17 protein-coding genes are annotated in these 18,311 nt (G+C 72.9%); 9 read left to right on the top strand and 8 right to left on the bottom strand.

Annotation, left to right across the window (positions count from 1 at the left end; all coding sequences use genetic code 11):
- Positions 1–13 precede the first annotated feature (13 nt).
- The gene (locus ACH9EU_RS10830; RefSeq protein ID WP_396413943.1) at positions 14–1,039 is read right to left on the bottom strand and encodes a 3-oxoacyl-ACP synthase III; all 1,026 of its coding nucleotides are present in this window, start codon (positions 1,037–1,039) and stop codon (positions 14–16) included.
- A 234-nt stretch (positions 1,040–1,273) separates the two neighbouring features.
- Here ACH9EU_RS10830 and smc point away from each other — a divergent pair, with 234 nt between their 5' ends.
- A complete protein-coding gene (gene smc / locus ACH9EU_RS10825; protein ID WP_396413942.1) occupies positions 1,274–4,999 on the top strand; it encodes a chromosome segregation protein SMC in 3,726 nt (1,241 codons plus the stop codon).
- A 450-nt stretch (positions 5,000–5,449) separates the two neighbouring features.
- Here the strand turns inward: smc and ACH9EU_RS10820 are convergent, their stop codons facing one another.
- The 5 genes from ACH9EU_RS10820 to ACH9EU_RS10800 form a co-directional block, all read right to left on the bottom strand.
- Positions 5,450–5,836, bottom strand: coding sequence for a hypothetical protein (locus ACH9EU_RS10820; protein ID WP_396413941.1), 387 nt, complete (start codon positions 5,834–5,836; stop codon positions 5,450–5,452).
- A 248-nt stretch (positions 5,837–6,084) separates the two neighbouring features.
- The gene (locus ACH9EU_RS10815; RefSeq protein WP_396413940.1) at positions 6,085–6,780 is read right to left on the bottom strand and encodes an HAD-IA family hydrolase; all 696 of its coding nucleotides are present in this window, start codon (positions 6,778–6,780) and stop codon (positions 6,085–6,087) included.
- Positions 6,777–7,496: a UTRA domain-containing protein gene (locus ACH9EU_RS10810; RefSeq protein ID WP_396413939.1), complete on the bottom strand. Its 720-nt coding sequence runs from the start codon at positions 7,494–7,496 to the stop codon at positions 6,777–6,779. The genes ACH9EU_RS10815 and ACH9EU_RS10810 overlap by 4 nt, the downstream gene beginning before the upstream one ends.
- Before the next feature lie 6 nt (positions 7,497–7,502).
- Positions 7,503–7,979: a glucose PTS transporter subunit IIA gene (locus ACH9EU_RS10805; protein ID WP_396413938.1), complete on the bottom strand. Its 477-nt coding sequence runs from the start codon at positions 7,977–7,979 to the stop codon at positions 7,503–7,505.
- Entirely contained in the window at positions 7,976–8,206 is a 231-nt protein-coding gene (locus tag ACH9EU_RS10800; RefSeq protein ID WP_396413937.1) for a glucose PTS transporter subunit EIIB, read from the bottom strand. The genes ACH9EU_RS10805 and ACH9EU_RS10800 overlap by 4 nt, the downstream gene beginning before the upstream one ends.
- Positions 8,207–8,401: 195 nt before the next feature.
- Between ACH9EU_RS10800 and ACH9EU_RS10795 the strand changes: the two genes are divergently transcribed.
- The 4 genes from ACH9EU_RS10795 to ACH9EU_RS10780 are packed head-to-tail and all read left to right on the top strand — an operon-like array spanning position 8,402 to position 12,565.
- The gene (locus ACH9EU_RS10795) at positions 8,402–9,676 is read left to right on the top strand and encodes a PTS transporter subunit EIIC (RefSeq protein WP_396413936.1); all 1,275 of its coding nucleotides are present in this window, start codon (positions 8,402–8,404) and stop codon (positions 9,674–9,676) included.
- Entirely contained in the window at positions 9,666–10,892 is a 1,227-nt protein-coding gene (locus ACH9EU_RS10790) for an amidohydrolase family protein (RefSeq protein WP_396413935.1), read from the top strand. The genes ACH9EU_RS10795 and ACH9EU_RS10790 overlap by 11 nt, the downstream gene beginning before the upstream one ends.
- Positions 10,893–10,901: 9 nt before the next feature.
- Positions 10,902–11,672 (top strand): glucosamine-6-phosphate deaminase, encoded by a 771-nt coding sequence (gene nagB, locus ACH9EU_RS10785; protein ID WP_396413934.1) that lies wholly within the window; start codon positions 10,902–10,904, stop codon positions 11,670–11,672.
- Between the two features lie 50 nt (positions 11,673–11,722).
- On the top strand, positions 11,723–12,565 hold the full coding sequence (locus tag ACH9EU_RS10780) for a protein phosphatase 2C domain-containing protein (RefSeq protein WP_396413933.1): 843 nt from the start codon (positions 11,723–11,725) through the stop codon (positions 12,563–12,565).
- A 26-nt stretch (positions 12,566–12,591) separates the two neighbouring features.
- Here ACH9EU_RS10780 and ACH9EU_RS10775 read toward each other — a convergent pair whose 3' ends face one another.
- A complete protein-coding gene (locus tag ACH9EU_RS10775) occupies positions 12,592–12,732 on the bottom strand; it encodes a riboflavin kinase (protein ID WP_396413932.1) in 141 nt (46 codons plus the stop codon).
- A gap of 630 nt (positions 12,733–13,362) precedes the next feature.
- Between ACH9EU_RS10775 and ACH9EU_RS10770 the strand changes: the two genes are divergently transcribed.
- Positions 13,363–13,551 (top strand): hypothetical protein, encoded by a 189-nt coding sequence (locus ACH9EU_RS10770; protein ID WP_396413931.1) that lies wholly within the window; start codon positions 13,363–13,365, stop codon positions 13,549–13,551.
- A gap of 348 nt (positions 13,552–13,899) precedes the next feature.
- On the opposite strand, the gene ACH9EU_RS10765 is transcribed toward ACH9EU_RS10770, so the two are convergent.
- The gene (locus ACH9EU_RS10765) at positions 13,900–15,132 is read right to left on the bottom strand and encodes an MFS transporter (protein WP_396413930.1); all 1,233 of its coding nucleotides are present in this window, start codon (positions 15,130–15,132) and stop codon (positions 13,900–13,902) included.
- Between the two features lie 77 nt (positions 15,133–15,209).
- Here ACH9EU_RS10765 and ftsY point away from each other — a divergent pair, with 77 nt between their 5' ends.
- The 3 genes from ftsY to ACH9EU_RS10750 all read left to right on the top strand — a co-directional run bounded on the left by ftsY (position 15,210) and on the right by ACH9EU_RS10750 (position 18,289).
- Positions 15,210–16,355 (top strand): signal recognition particle-docking protein FtsY, encoded by a 1,146-nt coding sequence (gene ftsY / locus ACH9EU_RS10760; RefSeq protein ID WP_396413929.1) that lies wholly within the window; start codon positions 15,210–15,212, stop codon positions 16,353–16,355.
- A gap of 230 nt (positions 16,356–16,585) precedes the next feature.
- On the top strand, positions 16,586–17,899 hold the full coding sequence (locus ACH9EU_RS10755; protein ID WP_396413928.1) for an ammonium transporter: 1,314 nt from the start codon (positions 16,586–16,588) through the stop codon (positions 17,897–17,899).
- Positions 17,900–17,950: 51 nt separating this feature from the next.
- On the top strand, positions 17,951–18,289 hold the full coding sequence (locus ACH9EU_RS10750; protein WP_396413927.1) for a P-II family nitrogen regulator: 339 nt from the start codon (positions 17,951–17,953) through the stop codon (positions 18,287–18,289).
- Positions 18,290–18,311: the final 22 nt, after the last annotated feature.

The raw sequence follows: 18,311 nt of genomic DNA, 5'->3' as shown, positions 1-18,311 counted from the left end.
CGGATCACGCGGATCACCAGTCGATCTCCATGTACGTCGAGTTCAGCCCCGAGCCGACGCCGAGCAGCAGGACGCGCTGGCCCGCCTCGAGCCGCTCCGCCTCCAGGGCCAGGGTCATGGGCAGCGCCGCCGCAGCGACGTTGCCCCAGAACGGGAAGGTGACGGGGAACCGCCCGGCGTCGATCCCGACGTCCTCCAGCATCTTGTTGGTGTGCGACGTCGAGACCTGGTGGGCGATGTAGCGGTCCATGTCGGTCCAGTCCCAGCCCTCCTCGTGGGCGTCGTGCCAGGCGTCCACGAGCAGTCCCACCCCGTGCTTGAGCAGCCCGGTGGCGTCGGTGTACATGCCGTCGAAGCCCCCGATGCACAGCCCGTGGTGCTGGGTGGCGGAGCGGGCCACGGACCCCACGACCCGGTGGCCCTCCGGGTGCCGGTCGGCGGGCCCGACCACGGCCGCGGCGGCGCCGGCGCCCAGGGTCAGGGTCGCGAACTCGCGGACCACCTGCTCGCGCGTGACGTCCGGGGCCTGGAGGCGGTCGTAGGTCTCCCGGTGCCACGGGCTCGGGTCCTCCCCGGCGATGACGACGGCGTAGTCGACCGCGCCCGAGTCGATCATCGAGGAGGCGATCGTGAGGCCGTTGACGAAACCCAGGCACGCGTTGGTCACGTCGAAGTTCAGGGCGGAGGGGGACAGTCCCAGCCGGTGGTGGGCGGCCACGGACACCGCGGGCTCGTAGCCGTCCCGCGTCACGGACGCGTTGATGAGCAGGCCCACCTGGTCCGGTCGCACCCCGGCCTGCGCCAGGGCGGCCTCGGCCGCCTCCACGGCGCCGTCGGTGAAGTGGCGCCCCGGGGCCCACTGGCGCCGCTCCTTGACGCCCGCGAGCCGCTCCAGCAGTCCCTTCGGCATCTTCAGCCGCGTGAAGGTGTCCTCGAGGATCTCGTCGGCGCGCGACGACGGGACCACCTCGTCGGCCTCGACCTTCGTGATGGCCAGGAGGGAGGCGTTGCGGTGGCGGATCGTGGAATTACCGGTCAAGGTCTCTGGCTTTCGTTAGGGCTCGCCCAGCGCCCGGCCGGCCCCGGAAGGGCGCGGCTGCGGGGCGGGCGGGACGTGGTGGTCCCCGCCAGTCTACCGGCCGGTCCCACGGCGGTCGCCGGGACCGGTCCGTTTCTCTGTAGGCTTATCGTTCGTCCCGGCCGCTGCCCGCCGGAGCCCGCGAGTACAGTGGTGCCGATCCCCGTCCCGCCCACCCCAGGAGACCGGCAGCCCGTGCACCTGAAGACCTTGACCGTGCGCGGGTTCAAGTCCTTCGCCTCGGCCACCACCTTCGAGTTCGAGCCCGGGGTCACCGCCGTGGTGGGCCCCAACGGCTCGGGCAAGTCCAACGTGGTGGACGCCCTCGCCTGGGTGATGGGGGAGCAGGGGGCGAAGTCGCTGCGCGGCGGGACGATGGAGGACGTCATCTTCGCGGGGACGTCCGGACGTGCGCCGCTGGGACGCGCCCACGTGGCCCTGACCATCGACAACACCGACGGCGCCCTGCCGATCGAGTACTCCGAGGTCACCATCGCCCGCACGCTCTTCCGCTCCGGCGGCTCCGAGTACGCGATCAACGGCCGGGCCTGCCGGCTGCTCGACATCCAGGAGCTGCTCTCCGACTCCGGCCTCGGCCGGGAGATGCACGTCGTCGTGGGCCAGGGACAGCTCGACCGCATCCTGCACGCGTCCCCCGAGGAGCGCCGCGGTTTCGTGGAGGAGGCCTCCGGCGTCCTCAAGCACCGCCGCCGCAAGGAGCGCACGGTGCGCAAGCTGGAATCCATGCAGGCCAACCTCGACCGGCTCGAGGACCTCACCGCCGAGATCCGCCGCCAGCTCACCCCGCTGGGCCGGCAGGCGAAGGTGGCCCGCCGCGCCCAGCGGATCCAGCACGACGTGCGCGACGCCCGGGCCCGGCTGCTCGCCGACGACCTCGTGCAGGCCCGCACGACGCTCGCGGTCGACGAGGACGCGCAGCGCCGGCTGCGGGCCGAGCGGACCGCGACCGAGCAGGCCCTCGACGCCGGCCGGGCCCGGCAGGCCGACGTCGAGGCCCGTGCCGCCCGGGCGACCCCGGCGCTCAACGCCGCCCGCGACACCTGGTACCGGCTCACCGCCGTCCAGGAGCGCTACCGTTCGCTCGCGTCCCTGGCCGCCGAGCGCCGCCGACTGCTCGGCACCGCCACGGAGCCCACCGGACACGGGCGCGATCCGGACCGGCTCGACGCCCAGGCCCGGCGCACCCGGGCGGAACAGGCACGGCTGCTCGAGCTCGTGGAGGACGCCACGGACGCCCTCGCCGAGGCCATCGAGGACCGCGAGGACGCCGAGGCCGCCGCGCGCGAGCAGGACGCCGCGGTCACCGGACTGCTCCGGGCCGCCGCGGACCGCCGCGAGGGCCTGGCCCGGCTCACGGGCGCGGTCACCGCCGCCCGGTCCCGGGTGGAGGCGGCCGAGAACGAGCTGTCCCGCGTGCACGCCACGCACGCGGCGGCCGGCGAGCGCCGGACCCGTGCCGCCGCGGAGGCGGACGGCCTGGCCGTGACCGCCCAGGACGCCGCCGGGGCCGCCGAACGGGCCCGGGTCGCGCACCGGGGCGCGGAGGCGGCCGCGGAGCGGAGCCGGGTCGCGGCGCAGGAGGCGGAGCGGGCGTCCCAGGAGCGGCTGCGCGCACACGACGCCCAGCGTGCCCGCGCCGAGACCCTGCGCGCGGCGCTGCGGCAGCCGGACGGCTCGGCCGCCGTCCGCGACCGCCACGCCGACGCCGTGCTGGGCGCCGTCGTGGAGCTCGTGGCGGTCGAGCACGGCTGGGAGCGGGCCGTCACCGCGGCTCTCGGCCCGGTGGCGGGAGCGCTCGCGGTGCGCTCCCACGGCGCGGCGCTGTCCGTGTTCGAGACGCTGCGCACCGACGGCGTGGGCCGGGTGCACCTCCTCGTCGCCGGGACGGACGCGCCCGGGGACGCGCCGGGGGACGCCCGGGGAGATTCCGTGCCGGAGGGGTCCGTGCCGGAGGAGGCGGCGCCGGCCGGTGCGAGGCCCGCAGCGTCCGTCCTGGGCGACGGCGCCGGGGACGAGGACTCCCGGCGAGCGTCGGCCGCGGTCCGGCGGCTGCTGGCCCGGACCGTTCTGACCGAGGACGCGGCCACGGCGGCCCGGATCGTGGCCGCCCGGCCGCGGCTGACCGCCGTGAGCCGGGACGGTGACGTGTTCACCGGCACCAGCGCCTGGGGCGGTGCGGCCGAGGCGGCCGGGGGTCTCGAGACCCGTGCCGCCGCCGAGGCGGCCGAGGCCGAGCTCGCCGACCTGGCCGCGGCCCTCGACCGGGCGCGGGCGGAGGCCCGGACGGCGGCCGCGGAGCGGGACGCCGACCGGCGGCGGGCCGACGGAACCGCCGCGGCCCTGCGCGAGGCCGAGCGCGCGGCCGACCGGGCGGCCTCGGAGCTCGCCGGTGTCCGTGCCGTCCTGGCCTCCGCCGAGGCGGAGACCGGGCGCTTCGACGACCAGCTCGCCGCGGCCCGCGAGCAGCTGTCCCGGGAGCAGCGGCGCCTGCGGGAGGCGGCCGAGCGGCTCCGGGCGGCCGAGGACCCGGGCGAGGAGGACGACGAGGAGGCGCACCTCGCGGCGGCGGCCCGCCGCGACGAGATGCACCGGGTGGCCACCTCGGCGCGAGCCGCCGAGACCGAGGCCCGGCTCGCCCTGCGCTCCCTCGAGGAGCAGGCCCGCGCCCTCGGCGACCGGGCGCAGTCCCAGGAGCGGGCCGCCGCGACGGAGCGCCGGGCACGGGAGGAGGCCGAGCGGCGGGCCGTGCGCCGCCGCGCCCAGGCCCGCAACGCGGAGGCCGTGCGGGCGGCGGCCCAGCAGCTGCTCGCCCGCGCCGAGGCCTCCACGGACCGTGCCGCCGAGGAGCGGGACCGGGCGGAGTCCGTGCGCGCCGGTCTCGACGCGGACCTGACGGACCTGCGCGAGGCCACCGACCGGCTCGCGTCCCGTCTCGCCGAGCTCACCGACTCGGTGCACCGCGACGAGCTCGCCCGCACCCAGCAGCGCGCCCGCGTGGAGGCCCTCGAGGCCCGCTCCCTGGAGGAGCTGGGCCTCACCCCGGACGCGCTCGTGGCGCACTACGGGCCGCACCTTCCCGTCCCCGGCCCCGGGACACCGGACGCGCGCACCGCCCCGGACGACGGGGACGCGCCCGACGGCGAGGACGCGGCGTCGGGCGGGCGGGCCGTGCCGGAGGCGGCCCCCTGGGCGGTCCCCGGCGGACAGGACCCGCTCTTCGGGGATCCCGAGGGCGTCCCGTACGTGCGCGCCGAGCAGGAGCGGCGGCTGCGCCGGGCCGAGAAGGAGCTCTCCGCCCTGGGCCGGGTCAACCCGCTGGCTCTCGAGGAGTTCGCCGCCCTCGAGGAGCGGCACCGCTTCCTCGCCGAGCAGCTCGAGGACCTCAAGCGCTCGCGCCAGGACCTGCGCAGCATCATCCGTGACGTCGACGAGCACGTGGAGCGGGTCTTCGCGCAGGCCTACGCCGACACCGCCCGGGAGTTCGAGCAGGTCTTCGCGACCCTCTTCCCCGGCGGCGAGGGCCGGCTGCGGCTCACCGACCCCACGGACATGCTGACCACCGGGATCGACGTCGAGGCGCGCCCCGCGGGCAAGAAGATCAAGCGGTTGCAGCTGCTCTCCGGCGGGGAGCGCTCCCTGACGGCGATCGCCCTGCTCGTGGCGATCTTCCGGGCGCGGCCCTCGCCGTTCTACGTCATGGACGAGGTGGAGGCGGCCCTCGACGACCGCAACCTCGGCCGCCTGCTGGGCATCTTCCGGCAGCTGCAGGAGACGTCGCAGCTGATCATCGTCACGCACCAGAAGCGCACGATGGAGATCGCCGACGCCCTCTACGGCGTGGCCATGCGCGGCGACGGGGTGACGACCGTCGTGGGGCAGCGGCTCGCCGAGCTGCGCTGAGCCTGCATCCGCCGACGCGGATATCCGGGTGAGCCGATCGGCATGGAGTCGGCGTTCTCTGGTTTCGGGCGTGGTCGGCCACACGCGCCGGGACGTTGACGAGCTGGGCGCGGATCGTGGCGGTGCGGGCCCGTCCGTGCCGGTTCGAGGCGATCACCTCGGCCGCGCACACCAGCCGGGCGGCGTTGGCGGTGCACACCGCGTGATGACGATTGCCGGCCGGCAGCCCGGCCCGCCCGGCGGGGGCCGTGGCGGGGTTCGGGCGCCTGGCCCGGCGCACGATCAGCCGTGCGGTGACGTGCTCGGCCTTCCGGTGGGAGGTGATCGCGGTGTAGGGAATCTCGGCGACCTCCGCATCGGAGATCCACCGGCCCTCGTCCTCGTCGAAGACCGCCTGCGGGTACTCGATGCCCACCCGCTCCTGCTCCGGGATCCGGCTGATCGCCGCGGTCACGGCCGGATCCATCCGCGCGGTGATCGAGTACCGTGCCCCGCCCGCTCGTGCTGCCGCGACCACGTCCCGGTTGCGGTACGCCGGGTCGGACCGTGATCGTGGCGGTGGACAGGGTCGCCGGCTGCGCGTTCGGTCCCCGCACGCCCGCTGTAGCCGTATCCGGCGCCCCGCTCGGCGTAGCCGTGGGTCTCACGGATGGTCTCGTCCAGGTCGAGGTGGGCGACCTCCTCGGCCCCGGCGAGCATCCCCGCCACCAGGGCCGGGACCTTCGCGGGCGCGTCCGCCCCGGCCGGACCCGGCACCGTGAGGCGGTCGGAGACGAGATCGTGCGGCCCGGCCTCCTCGGCCGGGTCCGGCACCGGGAGCGGTCCGGCGGTGGACACGAGGTCGGGATCATCGAGATCAGCGGAAAGCGTGTGAGAGAGACCCGTACTGCCGGGGGCCCTTCTGCCGGGTGACGCGGATGCTTCGAGAACTCCCATCGTCCCGAGCAGGAAAAGCATCCGTCCGTCAGGGCTCACCCACCGCACCTCTCGACATCGGCGCATCCAGGCCCAGGCTGACGTGCCATCGGTCCAGCAGGGCGCCCCGTACCCCTCCAGCAGCCGACGGCCCGAGGGCGGGAGCCGTCCTACGGGTGGCGGAAGCGCCGTGCACCTCGGCCGGACGTCGCGGGGGAGACGGTCATGGCGGTGTAGTCGGGGATGCGCGGAAGCCCGGCGGTCGCACTGGAGGCGTGGCTCCCGACGACGACGGTGTGGGCGGTGGAAGCGACGGCCGCCCTGATCCCGGCCTCGGCGTCCTCGAAGGCGAGGCAGTGGTGAGGGTCGACACCCAGCAGGGTGGCGGCACGACGATAGCCCTCGGGCGAGGGCTTGCCCTCCACGACATCCTCGGCGGCGACGAGCGGACCGGACACCGGCAGACCGGCGGCACGCAGACGCCGGCGGGCCATGTCCCGCGGGGACGAGGTGACCACAGCTACAGGCATGCCCGTCAATTGCTCGAGGAAGGAGGCCGCCCCGGGGACCTCCACGATGCCGTCGGTGCAGGTCAGTGCCCGGGCCTGGAGGTCGGCGGCCACCGAGCGAGCGTCCCGCCCGTCGGGCAGGAAGTGGCGCACGGAGTCGAGTGTCTGCCGGCCGTGGGTGTAGCCCAGCACCTCGTCCGCGTCCAGTCCGTACCGGTGGGCGAAGTCGGCCCAGATCGCCTCGTCCACGGCGATGGAGTCCACCAGGGTGCCGTCCATGTCGAACAGCACCGCGTCGGCCTCCATCGCCAGGATCGGCGTTCCGGTCCGGGATCGTCCCGGCGGTGTGGGATTCATGCCTGCACCAGGCGCATGGACAGTTGGTAGCGGTCCGAACGGTAGGTCGAGACGGAGTACTCGATCGGGACGTCCTGGTTCTCCTCGCCGGAGAAGGAGCGGCGGTGGAACACCAGGACCGGGGATCCCGGAGGCACTTCCAGCAGCTCGGCGATGTCCTCGGTCACCGCGCCGGCCTCCACGGTCTGCTCCACCTGCCGCACCGGGTGTCCAGCGGCGGCGAGGATGGCATAGAGGGAGCCGGTGAGCTCCTGGGAGAGCAGGTCCGGCACGAGGTCCGGGGCGACCCACGACTCGTCCACGCTCACCGGGGCATCGTTGGCCAAGCGCAACCGGCGCAGCAGGTGGGCCGGCTCGCCGGCGCCCAGACCCAGGTGCTGGGCCGCCGGCCCCGGGGGCACCGCCGAGACAGCGGTGACCACCCGGGTGCTCGGGATGAAGCCGGCGGCGCGCATGTCCTCGTTGAAGGACGCCAGGTGCAGGTCGGAGCGCACCCGCCCGTGGGAGACGAAGGTGCCCTTGCCCTTGACGCGCACCAGCACGCCCTCACGCACCAAGTCGGAGATCGCCCGGCGCACGGTGATGCGCGAAACACCGAACTGCTCCTCCAGCTGGCGCTCCCCGGGCAGGGCGTCCCCGGGCCCCAGCCGCCCCTGGGCCAGGGTCTGCAGCTGCAGTCGCACCCATTCGTGCTTCAGCCCTCCGCGCGTCTCCATGGGTCACTATTCTGGCAGGTCGAACAACGGGGCGCCTGCGGCCACCTGCGAACCAACATCCGAGGGGGTGACCGCGTCGGGGGCGGTGTCCAGCACGACCACGGGACTGCACGCGCTCAGCCCCTTGGCCCGCACCAGGGCGACGTCGACCTCGACCATCGGGTCCCCGGCCCGGACCTGGTCGCCCTTGGCGGCGTGGACCGTGAAGCCCTCCCCCTTCAGGTTGACGGTGTCGATGCCCACGTGCACCAGCACCGCGGCCCCGGAGGGGTGCTGGACGATGTAGGCATGGGGCATCACCTTGATCACCCGCCCTTCCAGCGGGGCGATGGCCGTGAGCCGGCCCGCGTCCCGGTCAGGCTCCACGGCCGCCCCGCCGCCCACCAGTCCCTGGGAGAAGACCGGATCCGGCACCCGGCTCAGCTCGACGCACCGACCGGGCAGCGGCGAGAGCACCGCCACGGACTCGTGCCCGCTCCTCACATCAGGTCCTGGATGTCTTCGGCCAGGCTCTCCGCCTCGGGCCCGACGACCACCTGCACGACCGTGCCGGCGGCCATCACGCCGTGGGCGCCGGCGGCCTTCAGCGCCTCCTGGTCGACCAATGAAGCATCGGCCACCTCCGTGCGCAGCCGGGTGATGCAGCCTTCGACTTCTTCCACGTTGTCCGCCCCGCCGAGTGCGGCCAGGATCTTCTCTGCCTTGGACATCTCCAACTCCTCACATGTTCGTTGCCGTCACGGTGATCTGTTCGCCCGCTTCCTCGCTCCGACACCGGGCCGGTTGACAAGTGCGTCTGCGACACCTCACAGTGATTGTCATCACTGGTTATAACCAGTTGGCACGACTGTACTGACTTCCCCCGGCTCCGCACAAGAACCACCGACTTCGAAACGAGGCACCTCATGTCCACGGAGAACACACCACCCCCGGAGGCAAGCGGCGCAACGACCGCCCCGCCGGCGGGCAAGACGAAAAGCAGCGGCAAGTCCCTGCAGAACCTGCAGCGCTTCGGGCGCAGCCTCATGCTGCCCATCGCCGCCCTGCCGGCCGCGGCCCTGTTGCTGCGCCTGGGGCAGGACGACCTGCTGGGCAGGTTCGAGGCGCTGACCACGGTCGCCCACGTCATCGGCGCCGCCGGCGGGGCCCTGTTCGAGAACCTGCCACTGCTGTTCGCGGTGGGCATCTCCTTCGGCTTCGCCCGCAAGGGGGACGGCTCCACGGCCTTGGCCGCGGTGGTCGGCTACCTGGTGCTGACCAATGTCTTCACCGCGATGGCGCCACTGGTGCTGGGGGCCGCGCCGGAGGGCGGGGAGGAGCCGGTGATCAACTACGGGGTGCTGGCCGGCATCGTGATGGGCTTGACGGCCGCGCTGCTGTGGCAGCGCTTCCACCGCACGAAGCTGCCGGACTGGTTGGGCTTCTTCGCCGGGCGCCGGCTGGTACCCATCCTCACCGCCGTGGCCGCCATCGTCATCGGCGTGGTCATGGCCCTGATCTATCCGTTCTTCGACCGGGGACTGACCTCTGTGGGAGAGGCGGTCTCGGAGAACGCGGTGGTGGGCAGCGGGGTCTACGGCTTCCTGAACCGGATGCTCATCCCGATGGGCCTGCACCACATCCTCAACTCCATCGTGTGGTTCATCATCGGCGACTACGAGGGCGCGAGCGGCGATCTCAACCGGTTCTTCGCCGGTGACCCCACCGCCGGCGTGTTCATGACCGGCTTCTTCCCCGTCATGATGTTCGCCCTCCCCGCGGCGGCGCTGGCCATCTGGCACGAGGCCAAGCCGTCCCAGAAGAAGCTCGTGGGCGGGATCATGCTTTCCACCGGGCTCACGGCCTTCCTCACCGGGATCACCGAGCCCCTGGAGTTCTCCTTCATGTTCGTGGCCTGGCCGCTGTATGTGATCCATGCCCTGCTCACGGGCACCTCCATGATGGTCGTCAACGCCCTCGACATCCACCACGGGTTCGGGTTCTCCGCCGGGGCCATCGACTACATGCTCAACTTCGGCATCGCGGAGAAGCCCCTGCTGCTGATCCCGATCGGATTGGGCTACGCCCTGATCTACTACGTGCTGTTCCGCTTCGTGATCCGTCGCTGGAACCTGCGCACCCCGGGCCGGGAGGAAGAAACCGATGACGCCCCGTCGATGGTGAAGCCCGATGCCGGCTGAACCTCGCGTCCACCCCACCGGCGAGGGCTGGGCCGTCCGCGGCCGGGTCCTCACCGGTCGGCCCGGGGAGCCGGTGATCGAGGACGGGATCGTGGGAGTGGCCGAGGGGCACGTCCAGTGGTGCGGCCCCGCCGCCGCCGCGCCGGACGACGTCACGAAGCTGGCCCGCCCGGTGCCGGTGATCCTGCCCGGGCTGGTGGACGTGCACTGCCACGGCGCCGTCGGACACACCTTCTCCGCCGACGCCGACGGGGCCCGTCGGGCAGCAGGTCACCACGCGGCCCAGGGCACCACCTCCGTGATCGCCTCCTTGGTGTCAGCCCCCTCGGAGGTGCTGCTGGAGCAGATCACCGTCCTGCGGGACCTGGTGCACGAAGGGACTCTGGCCGGTCTGCACCTGGAGGGGCCGTTCTTGAGCGGAGCCATGTGCGGGGCCCAGGACCCGGCCGCCATCATCGACGGCGACCCGAACCTGCTGCACCAGTGGCTGGAGGCCGGGCGGGGAACGGTGCGATCGATCACCCTGGCCCCGGAGACTCCACACTTCCCCGAACTCGTGGCACTGTGCCGCGCCCACCGTGTCGTCCCGTCCCTGGGGCACACCCTTGCCACCGCGACCCAGACCCGGCAGGCCCTCGCCGAGGCCTCCATCATCGGTGAGGGGCCGTGGGCGGCCACGCACCTGTTCAACCGGATGCTGCCGGTGGACCACCGTCGGCCCGGCCCGATCCCGGTGCTGCTGGAGGCGGCCCGGAACGACCCGGGAGGAATGGTGCTGGAGCTGATCGCCGACGGGGTCCACCTCGATCCGGAGATCGTCCGCATGGTCTTCGCCCTGGTCGGGCCGGCCTCCATCGCACTGATCACTGACGCCATGGCCGCCGCCGGGATGACCGACGGCCGCTACACCCTGGGCCGCCTGCAGGTCGTCGTCGCCGACGGCACCGCCCGCCTCGCTCCGACCGGCTCCGGCGACACCGCCGGGGCGATCGCCGGGAGCACCAGCCGGTTGCTGGAGAACGTGCGCCGCTGTGTCGAGTGGGGCGTTCCGCTCCCCGATGCCGTGGCGGCGGCCACTCGGACCCCCGCCCAGCTGATGGGCCTGACCCACCTGGGCGTCCTGGCCCCCGGGCGCCGCGCCGATCTGGTGAGCACCACCGAGGACCTGGAGGTGCTGGCGGTCCACCGTGCCGGTGCCGCCGTGACAACAGAGTAAGGACTGAGAATGCAGATCATCTTGTGCGACACCGCGGCCGAGGTCGGAGTCCGGGCCGCCGACATCATCGAAGCCCGGGTCCGTCAGGGACCGGCCGTGCTCGGCCTGGCCACCGGGGGCTCCCCGGAGTCGACCTACCAGGAGCTCATCCGCCGCCACCGTGAGCAGGGCCTGAGCTTCGCCGACGTCACGGCCTTCACCCTGGACGAGTACGCCGGGCTGGCCGCCGACCACGAGCAGTCCTACTGTTCGACCATCCGCCGCGAACTCGTCGATCACGTCGATCTGCCCCTGGACCAGCTGCACACTCCGCGGGGTGATGCCGCGGACCTCGTGGCCGAGGCGGATCGATTCGATGCGTCGATCGCGGCCGCCGGCGGGGTGGACGTACAGATTCTGGGCATCGGAGCCAACGGGCACATCGGCTTCAACGAACCCACCTCATCGCTGAGTTCCCGCACCCGGGTGAAGACCCTGGCCGGGAAGACCCGTGCGGACAACGCCGGCTACTTCGCCGAGGGGCAGGTGCCCCGGCTGTGCCTGACCCAGGGTCTGGGCAACATCGGGGAGGCGCGGCGCGCGGTCCTGGTGGCCCTGGGGAAGAACAAGGCCGCCGCCGTACGGTCGATGGTCGAGGGCCCGGTCAGCGCGTGGTGCCCGGCTTCGGTGCTGCAGCTGCACCGTCGGGCGGTGGTCGTCCTCGATCCCGGAGCCGCCTCCGAACTGGCGCTGCTCGACTACTACCGGGAAGCCCAAGACCTCAATGACCAGCTCGCATGAACCCCGGCGCCCTCCATCGTGCACCGGACGGGCGGGCGTGGCGGAGAGCCGTGTGGGCCACCCGTGCAGGTCACCACATCAACGAGGACGCCGTGGCGGTGACCGACCACGCCTTGGTCGTCATCGACGGCGCCACCGGGCTGCTCAGTGCCCACGTCACCGGGTGGCCCAGCGACGCGCAATGGTTCTCTCACCGTCTGACCGCGCTGCTGGCCGAGAGGCTCGAGGATCCGAGCACCTCCGTCCCGGACATCCTCCGACGTTGCCTGCACGCTCTCCGCACGGAGTTCACGAAGATGTCCCCCTCCCCGGCCACGGCGCCGGAGGCCGAACCCTCGGCCTCGGTGATCATCGCCCGCGTCAATGGACCGGTCCTGGAGGTCTTCTCCCTCGGCGACTGCCAGGCCGTGGTCGAACACCACGACGGGAGCGTGAGCGTGTGCCATGACCGCACCGTGGAGGAGCTGGACAGCGCGGTGGTCGAGACCATGTGCGCCTGGGCCCGGGAGCACCGGGCCACGAACAAGGACGCCCGCGCACAGGTCACCGGTCACCTGCTCAGCAACCGACGACTGAAGAACACCGACGGCGGCTACTGGATCGCGGACCTCAGCGCCGCCGGCGTTCATCACGGCCGTCTGGAGACCTTCGACGCCGAGGCGGTGTCCGACCTCGCGCTGATGACCGACGGCTTCACCGCGACCCGGTCCCTGGTGCACCTCTTCGACACCCCGGCCCAACTGATCCGCGCCTTGCGCACGACCTCCCCCGAGCGCATCATCGATGTCCTCTCCGCCCTCCTGGACGCCGATCCCGACTATGCGACCTATCCCCGCCTGAAGCACATGGATGACAGCACCGTCATTCACGCGACCTTGCGGTCCGGATCGTAGGCGACCGGAACTGCGCACCCGGCGCATCAGATCCGGGCGGGCCGGGCGGGGTGCTCGTGCGGAGACCGAGCGGGGCCGGCGCCGGGGAGCGCGAGGGCGGTGGTGGGGAACCCGATGGTCCCGCCACGGGCGTCCCCGTGCTCGACGGGGCCTTCGACGACCGTCATGTCGTGGTGCTTCTCCTGGTGAGCCGTGGTGGACGGTCGGTGAGGTGCGGGCCGGTCCCCGGGACCGAACCGCACCGGGTGCGGACACCTTGCCGGACGGCATGCAGCGACCGACCGGGTCCGCTGCGGGGTTGCGATGGACCTCCTGGAAGGAGACCACACCGAGGCGGGAGACGACGGCGGCGATGCACGCCCCGGCGTGCCAGTCCCGCTGGGGCGAGTCTGCCGGCCCGCCGGCCCACTCCGGCTTCCGGTTCTCGAGCGCCCGGACATTCCAGGCGGCGGGAAGGTGGCGTCGGGCCGCCGCCCGCGAAGCGCGATGGGCGCCACGACCGGGACGGGACGGAACCTGATGCGCCCAGCTCCGAGCGATCTCCCCGTGCCGGTCACCCCCGGTGCTCGTGGTCTTTCCAGGAGGTGGGCGAACTTCCGGCGGGGCAGGACGCTCCGGCCGTGTCCGCGGGGTTCCGGGTTCGCCGGCCCCTGCCGGCGCTCAGCGGCAGCAGTCGAGGCCCCGCCGGCCACGCCACCGGGGCCGGCGGCTGCAACGATGCCGCAGTCGGTCCTGTCGCTTCGTCCCAGGTCGGCGAGCGCGCAACGCAGAGCTTCCCCGGGGAGCGGAGGTCACCCGTGCTGGTTCCGCGAAACGTCTCCCACGACAGGCCTGTGGTCGAGACGTCGCACTCCACCGTGGGCAACGCTTTCGGGAACGAGCCCACGGCACCCGTGACGTCCCTGCTCGTGATCGGTGTGGTGCCTGTCGTCCTGGCCGTGGTCCTCGGGGGCAGGTCGACGGAAGGTGGCACACGGTCGTGGTGAGCGCAGGGTGCAGCCTCCTCACCATCGGCGTCGTCGGGCTGGTCCCCGAGAACGGTCTGGCCCGCCTCCGGGAGATCCGCAACCACTACGGTCCGTCCACCACGGACCTCCGGCGCGGTTTCGACACCTTGTGCCGCCGGCTCCGGAACCTCGCGGACATCGACGGCCTCGTCCTGGGGAACCTCGACGTCGGAGCCTACGACGGACTGCCCGGGGCGCCGATGTGCCTCGTCGTCCGGCAGGCCGAGCAAGACGGAGCGATCGTCCCCGAAGTGGTCCGGTCGTTCAGCAGCTACTGCCTGCTCGATGCCGGTCGCGACATGTCGTACCTGGCACGGGGAACTACACCTAGGCCGGCCGCGGAGCGGAGTGCGGCCCCGGCCGTTCCATCGTGTCCCGTACGGGCAGCCACGCCAGTGCGGCCACGAGCATCAGGGCGCCGGAGACGCCGAAGGCCCAGCCGAAGCCCGCGGCCTCGGCCAGCGCGCCCGCCACGAGGGGGCCGAGGATCTGGCCGCCGTCCGCGCTCATCTGGTAGCGCGCCAGGACGGGCCCGCCGGAGCGGTCCGGGCCGATCACGTCCGCCACGGTCGCCTGCTGGCCCGGGTTCAGCGTGCCGGAGCCCATGCCCGCGACCAGGGACAGCGCCAGGAACCACACCACGTCCTGGGAGAGGCCCAGCGCCCCCGTGGCCAGGCCGTTGACCACGAGCCCCGTGAGCACCAGCGGACGGCGTCCGAACCGGTCGCTGAGCCGGCCCGTGACCGTCAGGGCCAGGGCGTTGCCCGCCGCGAAGACCGCCAGCGCGAGCCCCGCGACACCGGGGCCGGCCCCCAGGACCGCGAGCGCGAGGAGGGGCACGAGGGCCACGCGGATCCCGTAGGACGTCCAGCCGTTCGCGAAGTTCGAGGCCACGGCCGCGCGGTAGGCGCCCACCGACCAGGCCTCGGCCACGGTCATCACGGGCCGGACCCCCCGGTCCCCGCCGGCCGAGAGGTCCTCGTCCCGCAGCCGGAAGTGCACCACGGCCACGGCCACGAGCAGGGCGGCGGCGTAGATGAGGAACGGCGCCTGGAGCCCGAAACCGGCCAGCAGCCCGCCCACCACGGGGCCGAGGACCCCGCCGACGAGGAACGCCGAGGAGTAGTACCCGGAGACCCGCCCGCGCATCCGCGGCGGCGCCAGCCGCACGATCAGCCCCATCGCCGAGATCGTGAACATCACGGAGCCGATCCCGCCCAGACCCCGGAAGACCAGCAGCTGCCAGTAGCTCTGGGCGAAGGCCGTGGCGGCGGAGGACAGGGCCACGACGAGCACGCCGACCACGTAGGTGGGGCGCTCGCCGATCCGGTTCAGGACCCGGCCCCCGGCCGGGGCGAAGAGCAGCCGGGCCAGGGCGAAGGCGCTGACCACGGCGGAGGCGGCCCCCACGCCCACGCCGAACGTCGTGGCGAACTGGGGGAGCACCGGGGCCACGATCCCGTAGCCGATCGCGATGACGAACGCCGCGGCGATGAGCACCGTGATCTGCTGCGGGACGCGCTCACGGTCGGGGACGGGGGCTGTGGGCTGGACGGGCACCCGACGAGTCTAGGGCCCGCACCGGGCACCGGTGCCGCCAGGGCCCGCGGGGGCTCTCGTGTGAGAAGCTGGGGCACGTGGATTCGATACCCGTTCTCGTGTACGTGCTCATCGCCGTCGCGGTCCTCGGGCTGCTCGGCCTGGTCCTGCTGCGCGGGCCGAAGGCGCCCCGCGGCGGCTACTCCTCGACCCGGGACGCCGACGACCTCGAGGGTGCTCCCGCCGAGGCCCCCGGGGACCTGAGCCCGGGGACCGCCCCCGCACCGCCGGAGGAGACCCGTCCCGCCCTCGACCGCCCCGAGTCGGCGTCCTCACGGATGGCGCGGCTCCGCGGACGGCTGGCGCGCTCCGGCAACGTCCTGGGCAAGGGGCTGCTGGCGCTGCTCTCCCGCGACCGCATCGACCAGGACGTGTGGGACGAGATCGAGGAGACGCTGCTGCTCGCCGACCTCGGCACCGAGGCGACCACCGAGCTCGTCGAGGCCCTCCAGCGCCGGGTCAAGGTCGAGGGCACCAGCGACCCCGTCCACGTGAAGGCGATGCTCCGGGAGGAGCTCGTCGCCCTCGTCGACCCCGGCATGGACCGCTCCCTCGCGGTGGAGCGCAAGGGGCCCGTACCCGCGGTCGTGCTCGTCGTGGGCGTCAACGGCGTGGGCAAGACGACCACCGTGGGCAAGCTCGCCCGGGTGCTCGTGGCGGAGGACAAGGACGTCGTGCTCGGCGCCGCGGACACGTTCCGGGCCGCCGCCGCCGACCAGCTCGCCACCTGGGGGGCCCGGGTCGGCGTGCCGACCGTGCGCTCCGACGTCGAGGGCGCGGACCCGGCGTCCGTGGCCCACGACGCCGTGCTCGCGGGCATCGAGCACGAGGCCGACGTCGTGATGATCGACACGGCCGGACGGCTGCAGAACAAGGCCGGGCTGATGGACCAGCTGGGCAAGATCAAGCGGGTGGTGGAGAAGGCCGCGGAGGTCGACGAGGTGCTGCTGGTCATCGACGCGACCACCGGTCAGAACGGCATGACGCAGGCCCGGGTCTTCTCCCAGGCCGTCGACGTCACCGGCATCGTCCTCACGAAGCTGGACGGCACCGCCAAGGGCGGAATCGTCGTGGCGATCCAGAAGAGCCTCGGGGTGCCGGTGAAGCTGATCGGTCTCGGCGAGGGGCCCGACGACCTGGCCCCCTTCGAGCCCGCCGCCTTCGTGGACGCCCTCCTGGACTGAGCCGTCCCCCGGAGTGCGGTGGTCCGTCCCCCGGACGGCGGGCAGGCACGCGGCAGTTCACGAGCCCGTAACAGTGGGGGCCCGGGCGAAACATCCTCGCAACCGGGCGCGGCGGCGGACGAAACATCTCTCTCGGAGACTCGAAGGGAACGGTGAGCACCGGACGGCCCCACGGGGAACGGGCCAGTGGCACCGGTGACCGACCTGATCCCGAGAGAGAGGTGCACATCGTGGAAATCACCGCTGGACACGTGTGGACGATCGTCGCGGCCGCCCTGGTCTTCTTCATGACCCCCGGCCTGGCCCTGTTCTACGGAGGAATGACCCGCGCCAAGGGCGTCCTCAACATGATGATGATGAGCTTCATCTCCATCGCGATGGTCTCCATCGTGTGGGTGCTGTGGGGCTTCTCGATGAGCGGCGGGGACCCGCTCCTGGGCGGGATCACGGGCAGCCCCGTCCCGTCGTTCGCGCTGGGCGACATCATGGGCACCGAGGATCTGCTCGGCGCCGCCTTCGGCGGGACCTTCGCCATCATCACGGTCGCCCTGATCTCCGGGGCGATCGCGGACCGGGCCAAGTTCGGCGCCTGGGTCCTGTTCGTGCCCGTCTGGGCGACCCTCGTCTACGCCCCGCTGGCCTACATGGTCTGGGGCGGGGGCCTGCTGACCGAGGACGGCGCCATCGGCGCCGCGCTCGGCGAGGCCATCGACTTCGCCGGCGGGCTCGTCGTGCACATCAACGCCGGCGTCGCCGCGCTGGTCCTGATCACGATCATCGGCGCCCGCCAGGGCTTCGGCAAGGACCCGAGCCAGCGTCCGCACAACCTCCCGCTGGTGATGCTCGGCGCCGCCATCCTGTGGTTCGGCTGGTTCGCCTTCAACGCCGGCGCCGCCGGCACCGCCGAGCAGGCCGGGCTCATCTGGATCAACACCCTCGTGGCCCCGTCCGCCGCGATGCTCGGCTGGCTGCTCACCGAGCGGATCCGCGACCAGCACGCGACGTCCCTGGGCGCCGCCTCCGGCGCCGTCGCCGGGCTCGTGGCCATCACCCCGGCCTGCGCCAACGTCTCCCCCGTCTGGGCGATCGGGATCGGCTTCGTGGCCGGCATCTGCTCGGCCCTGGCCGTGGGCCTGAAGTACCGCACCGGCATGGACGACTCGCTGGACGTCATCGGCGTCCACCTGGTCTCCGGGATCGTCGGGACGGTCGCGCTGGGCTTCGTGGCCCTGCCCTCGGAGGGCACGGCGGGACTGTTCTACGGCGGCGGCTTCGCTCTGCTCCTGACCCAGGTGGTCGCGGTGCTCGTCTCCGTGGTCTACTGCGCGGTCCTGACTTTCGTCATCGCCTTCGTGATCGACAAGACGGTCGGCTTCCGGATCCCGGTCCGCGACGAGATCGACGGCATCGACATCACCCAGCACGCGGAGACCGGCTACGCGCTGGCCGGGGATGCGACGGGCTCCTTCACCCCGGGCCGGCACACGGCGGAGGGCGAGGGCGCGTCCTTCGAGCCCGGCCGCTCCGAGCCCGTGGCGCACTGACCCGTGCGCCGACCGCCAAGCCAGAGATTCCCTACGAAAGGCAGGCCCGCCATGAAACTCGTGACCGCGATCGTGCGCCCGGAGAAGTTCAAGGACATCAAGTCCGCCCTCGAGTCCTACGGCGTGCAGGGCATGACCGTCCAGAACGTGCACGGCTACGGTCAGCAGCGGGGCCACACGGAGGTCTACCGGGGTGCAGAGTACACGGTGGACCTGCTCGAGAAGGTCCGCGTCGAGATCCTCGTGGACGACGACCAGGCCACGGACATCGTCGACGTCATCGTCTCCTCCGCCAACACCGGCCGAGCCGGTGACGGCAAGGTGTGGGTGACCGACGTCCACCAGGCCGTGCGGGTGCGCACCGGGGAGCGCGACGAGACGGCGCTCTGACCGAGCCCGCACCGGCGGCCGG

Source organism: Kocuria rhizosphaerae (genome assembly GCF_044462265.1).
Lineage (GTDB): Bacteria > Actinomycetota > Actinomycetes > Actinomycetales > Micrococcaceae > Kocuria > Kocuria rhizosphaerae.
This window is presented reverse-complemented; position numbering and strand designations above follow the sequence as displayed.

What these genes read in the sequence shown, in the direction of transcription:
- ACH9EU_RS10815 (WP_396413940.1), bottom strand. Translation starts at nt 6,780, where the DNA reads ATGAATCCCACACCGCCGGGACGATCCCGGACCGGAACGCCGATCCTG.
- ACH9EU_RS10810 (WP_396413939.1), bottom strand. Translation starts at nt 7,496, where the DNA reads ATGGAGACGCGCGGAGGGCTGAAGCACGAATGGGTGCGACTGCAGCTG.
- ACH9EU_RS10800 (WP_396413937.1), bottom strand. Translation starts at nt 8,206, where the DNA reads ATGTCCAAGGCAGAGAAGATCCTGGCCGCACTCGGCGGGGCGGACAAC.
- ACH9EU_RS10795 (WP_396413936.1), top strand. Translation starts at nt 8,402, where the DNA reads ATGTCCACGGAGAACACACCACCCCCGGAGGCAAGCGGCGCAACGACC.
- ACH9EU_RS10790 (WP_396413935.1), top strand. Translation starts at nt 9,666, where the DNA reads ATGCCGGCTGAACCTCGCGTCCACCCCACCGGCGAGGGCTGGGCCGTC.
- nagB (WP_396413934.1), top strand. Translation starts at nt 10,902, where the DNA reads ATGCAGATCATCTTGTGCGACACCGCGGCCGAGGTCGGAGTCCGGGCC.
- ACH9EU_RS10775 (WP_396413932.1), bottom strand. Translation starts at nt 12,732, where the DNA reads ATGACGGTCGTCGAAGGCCCCGTCGAGCACGGGGACGCCCGTGGCGGG.
- ACH9EU_RS10750 (WP_396413927.1), top strand. Translation starts at nt 17,951, where the DNA reads ATGAAACTCGTGACCGCGATCGTGCGCCCGGAGAAGTTCAAGGACATC.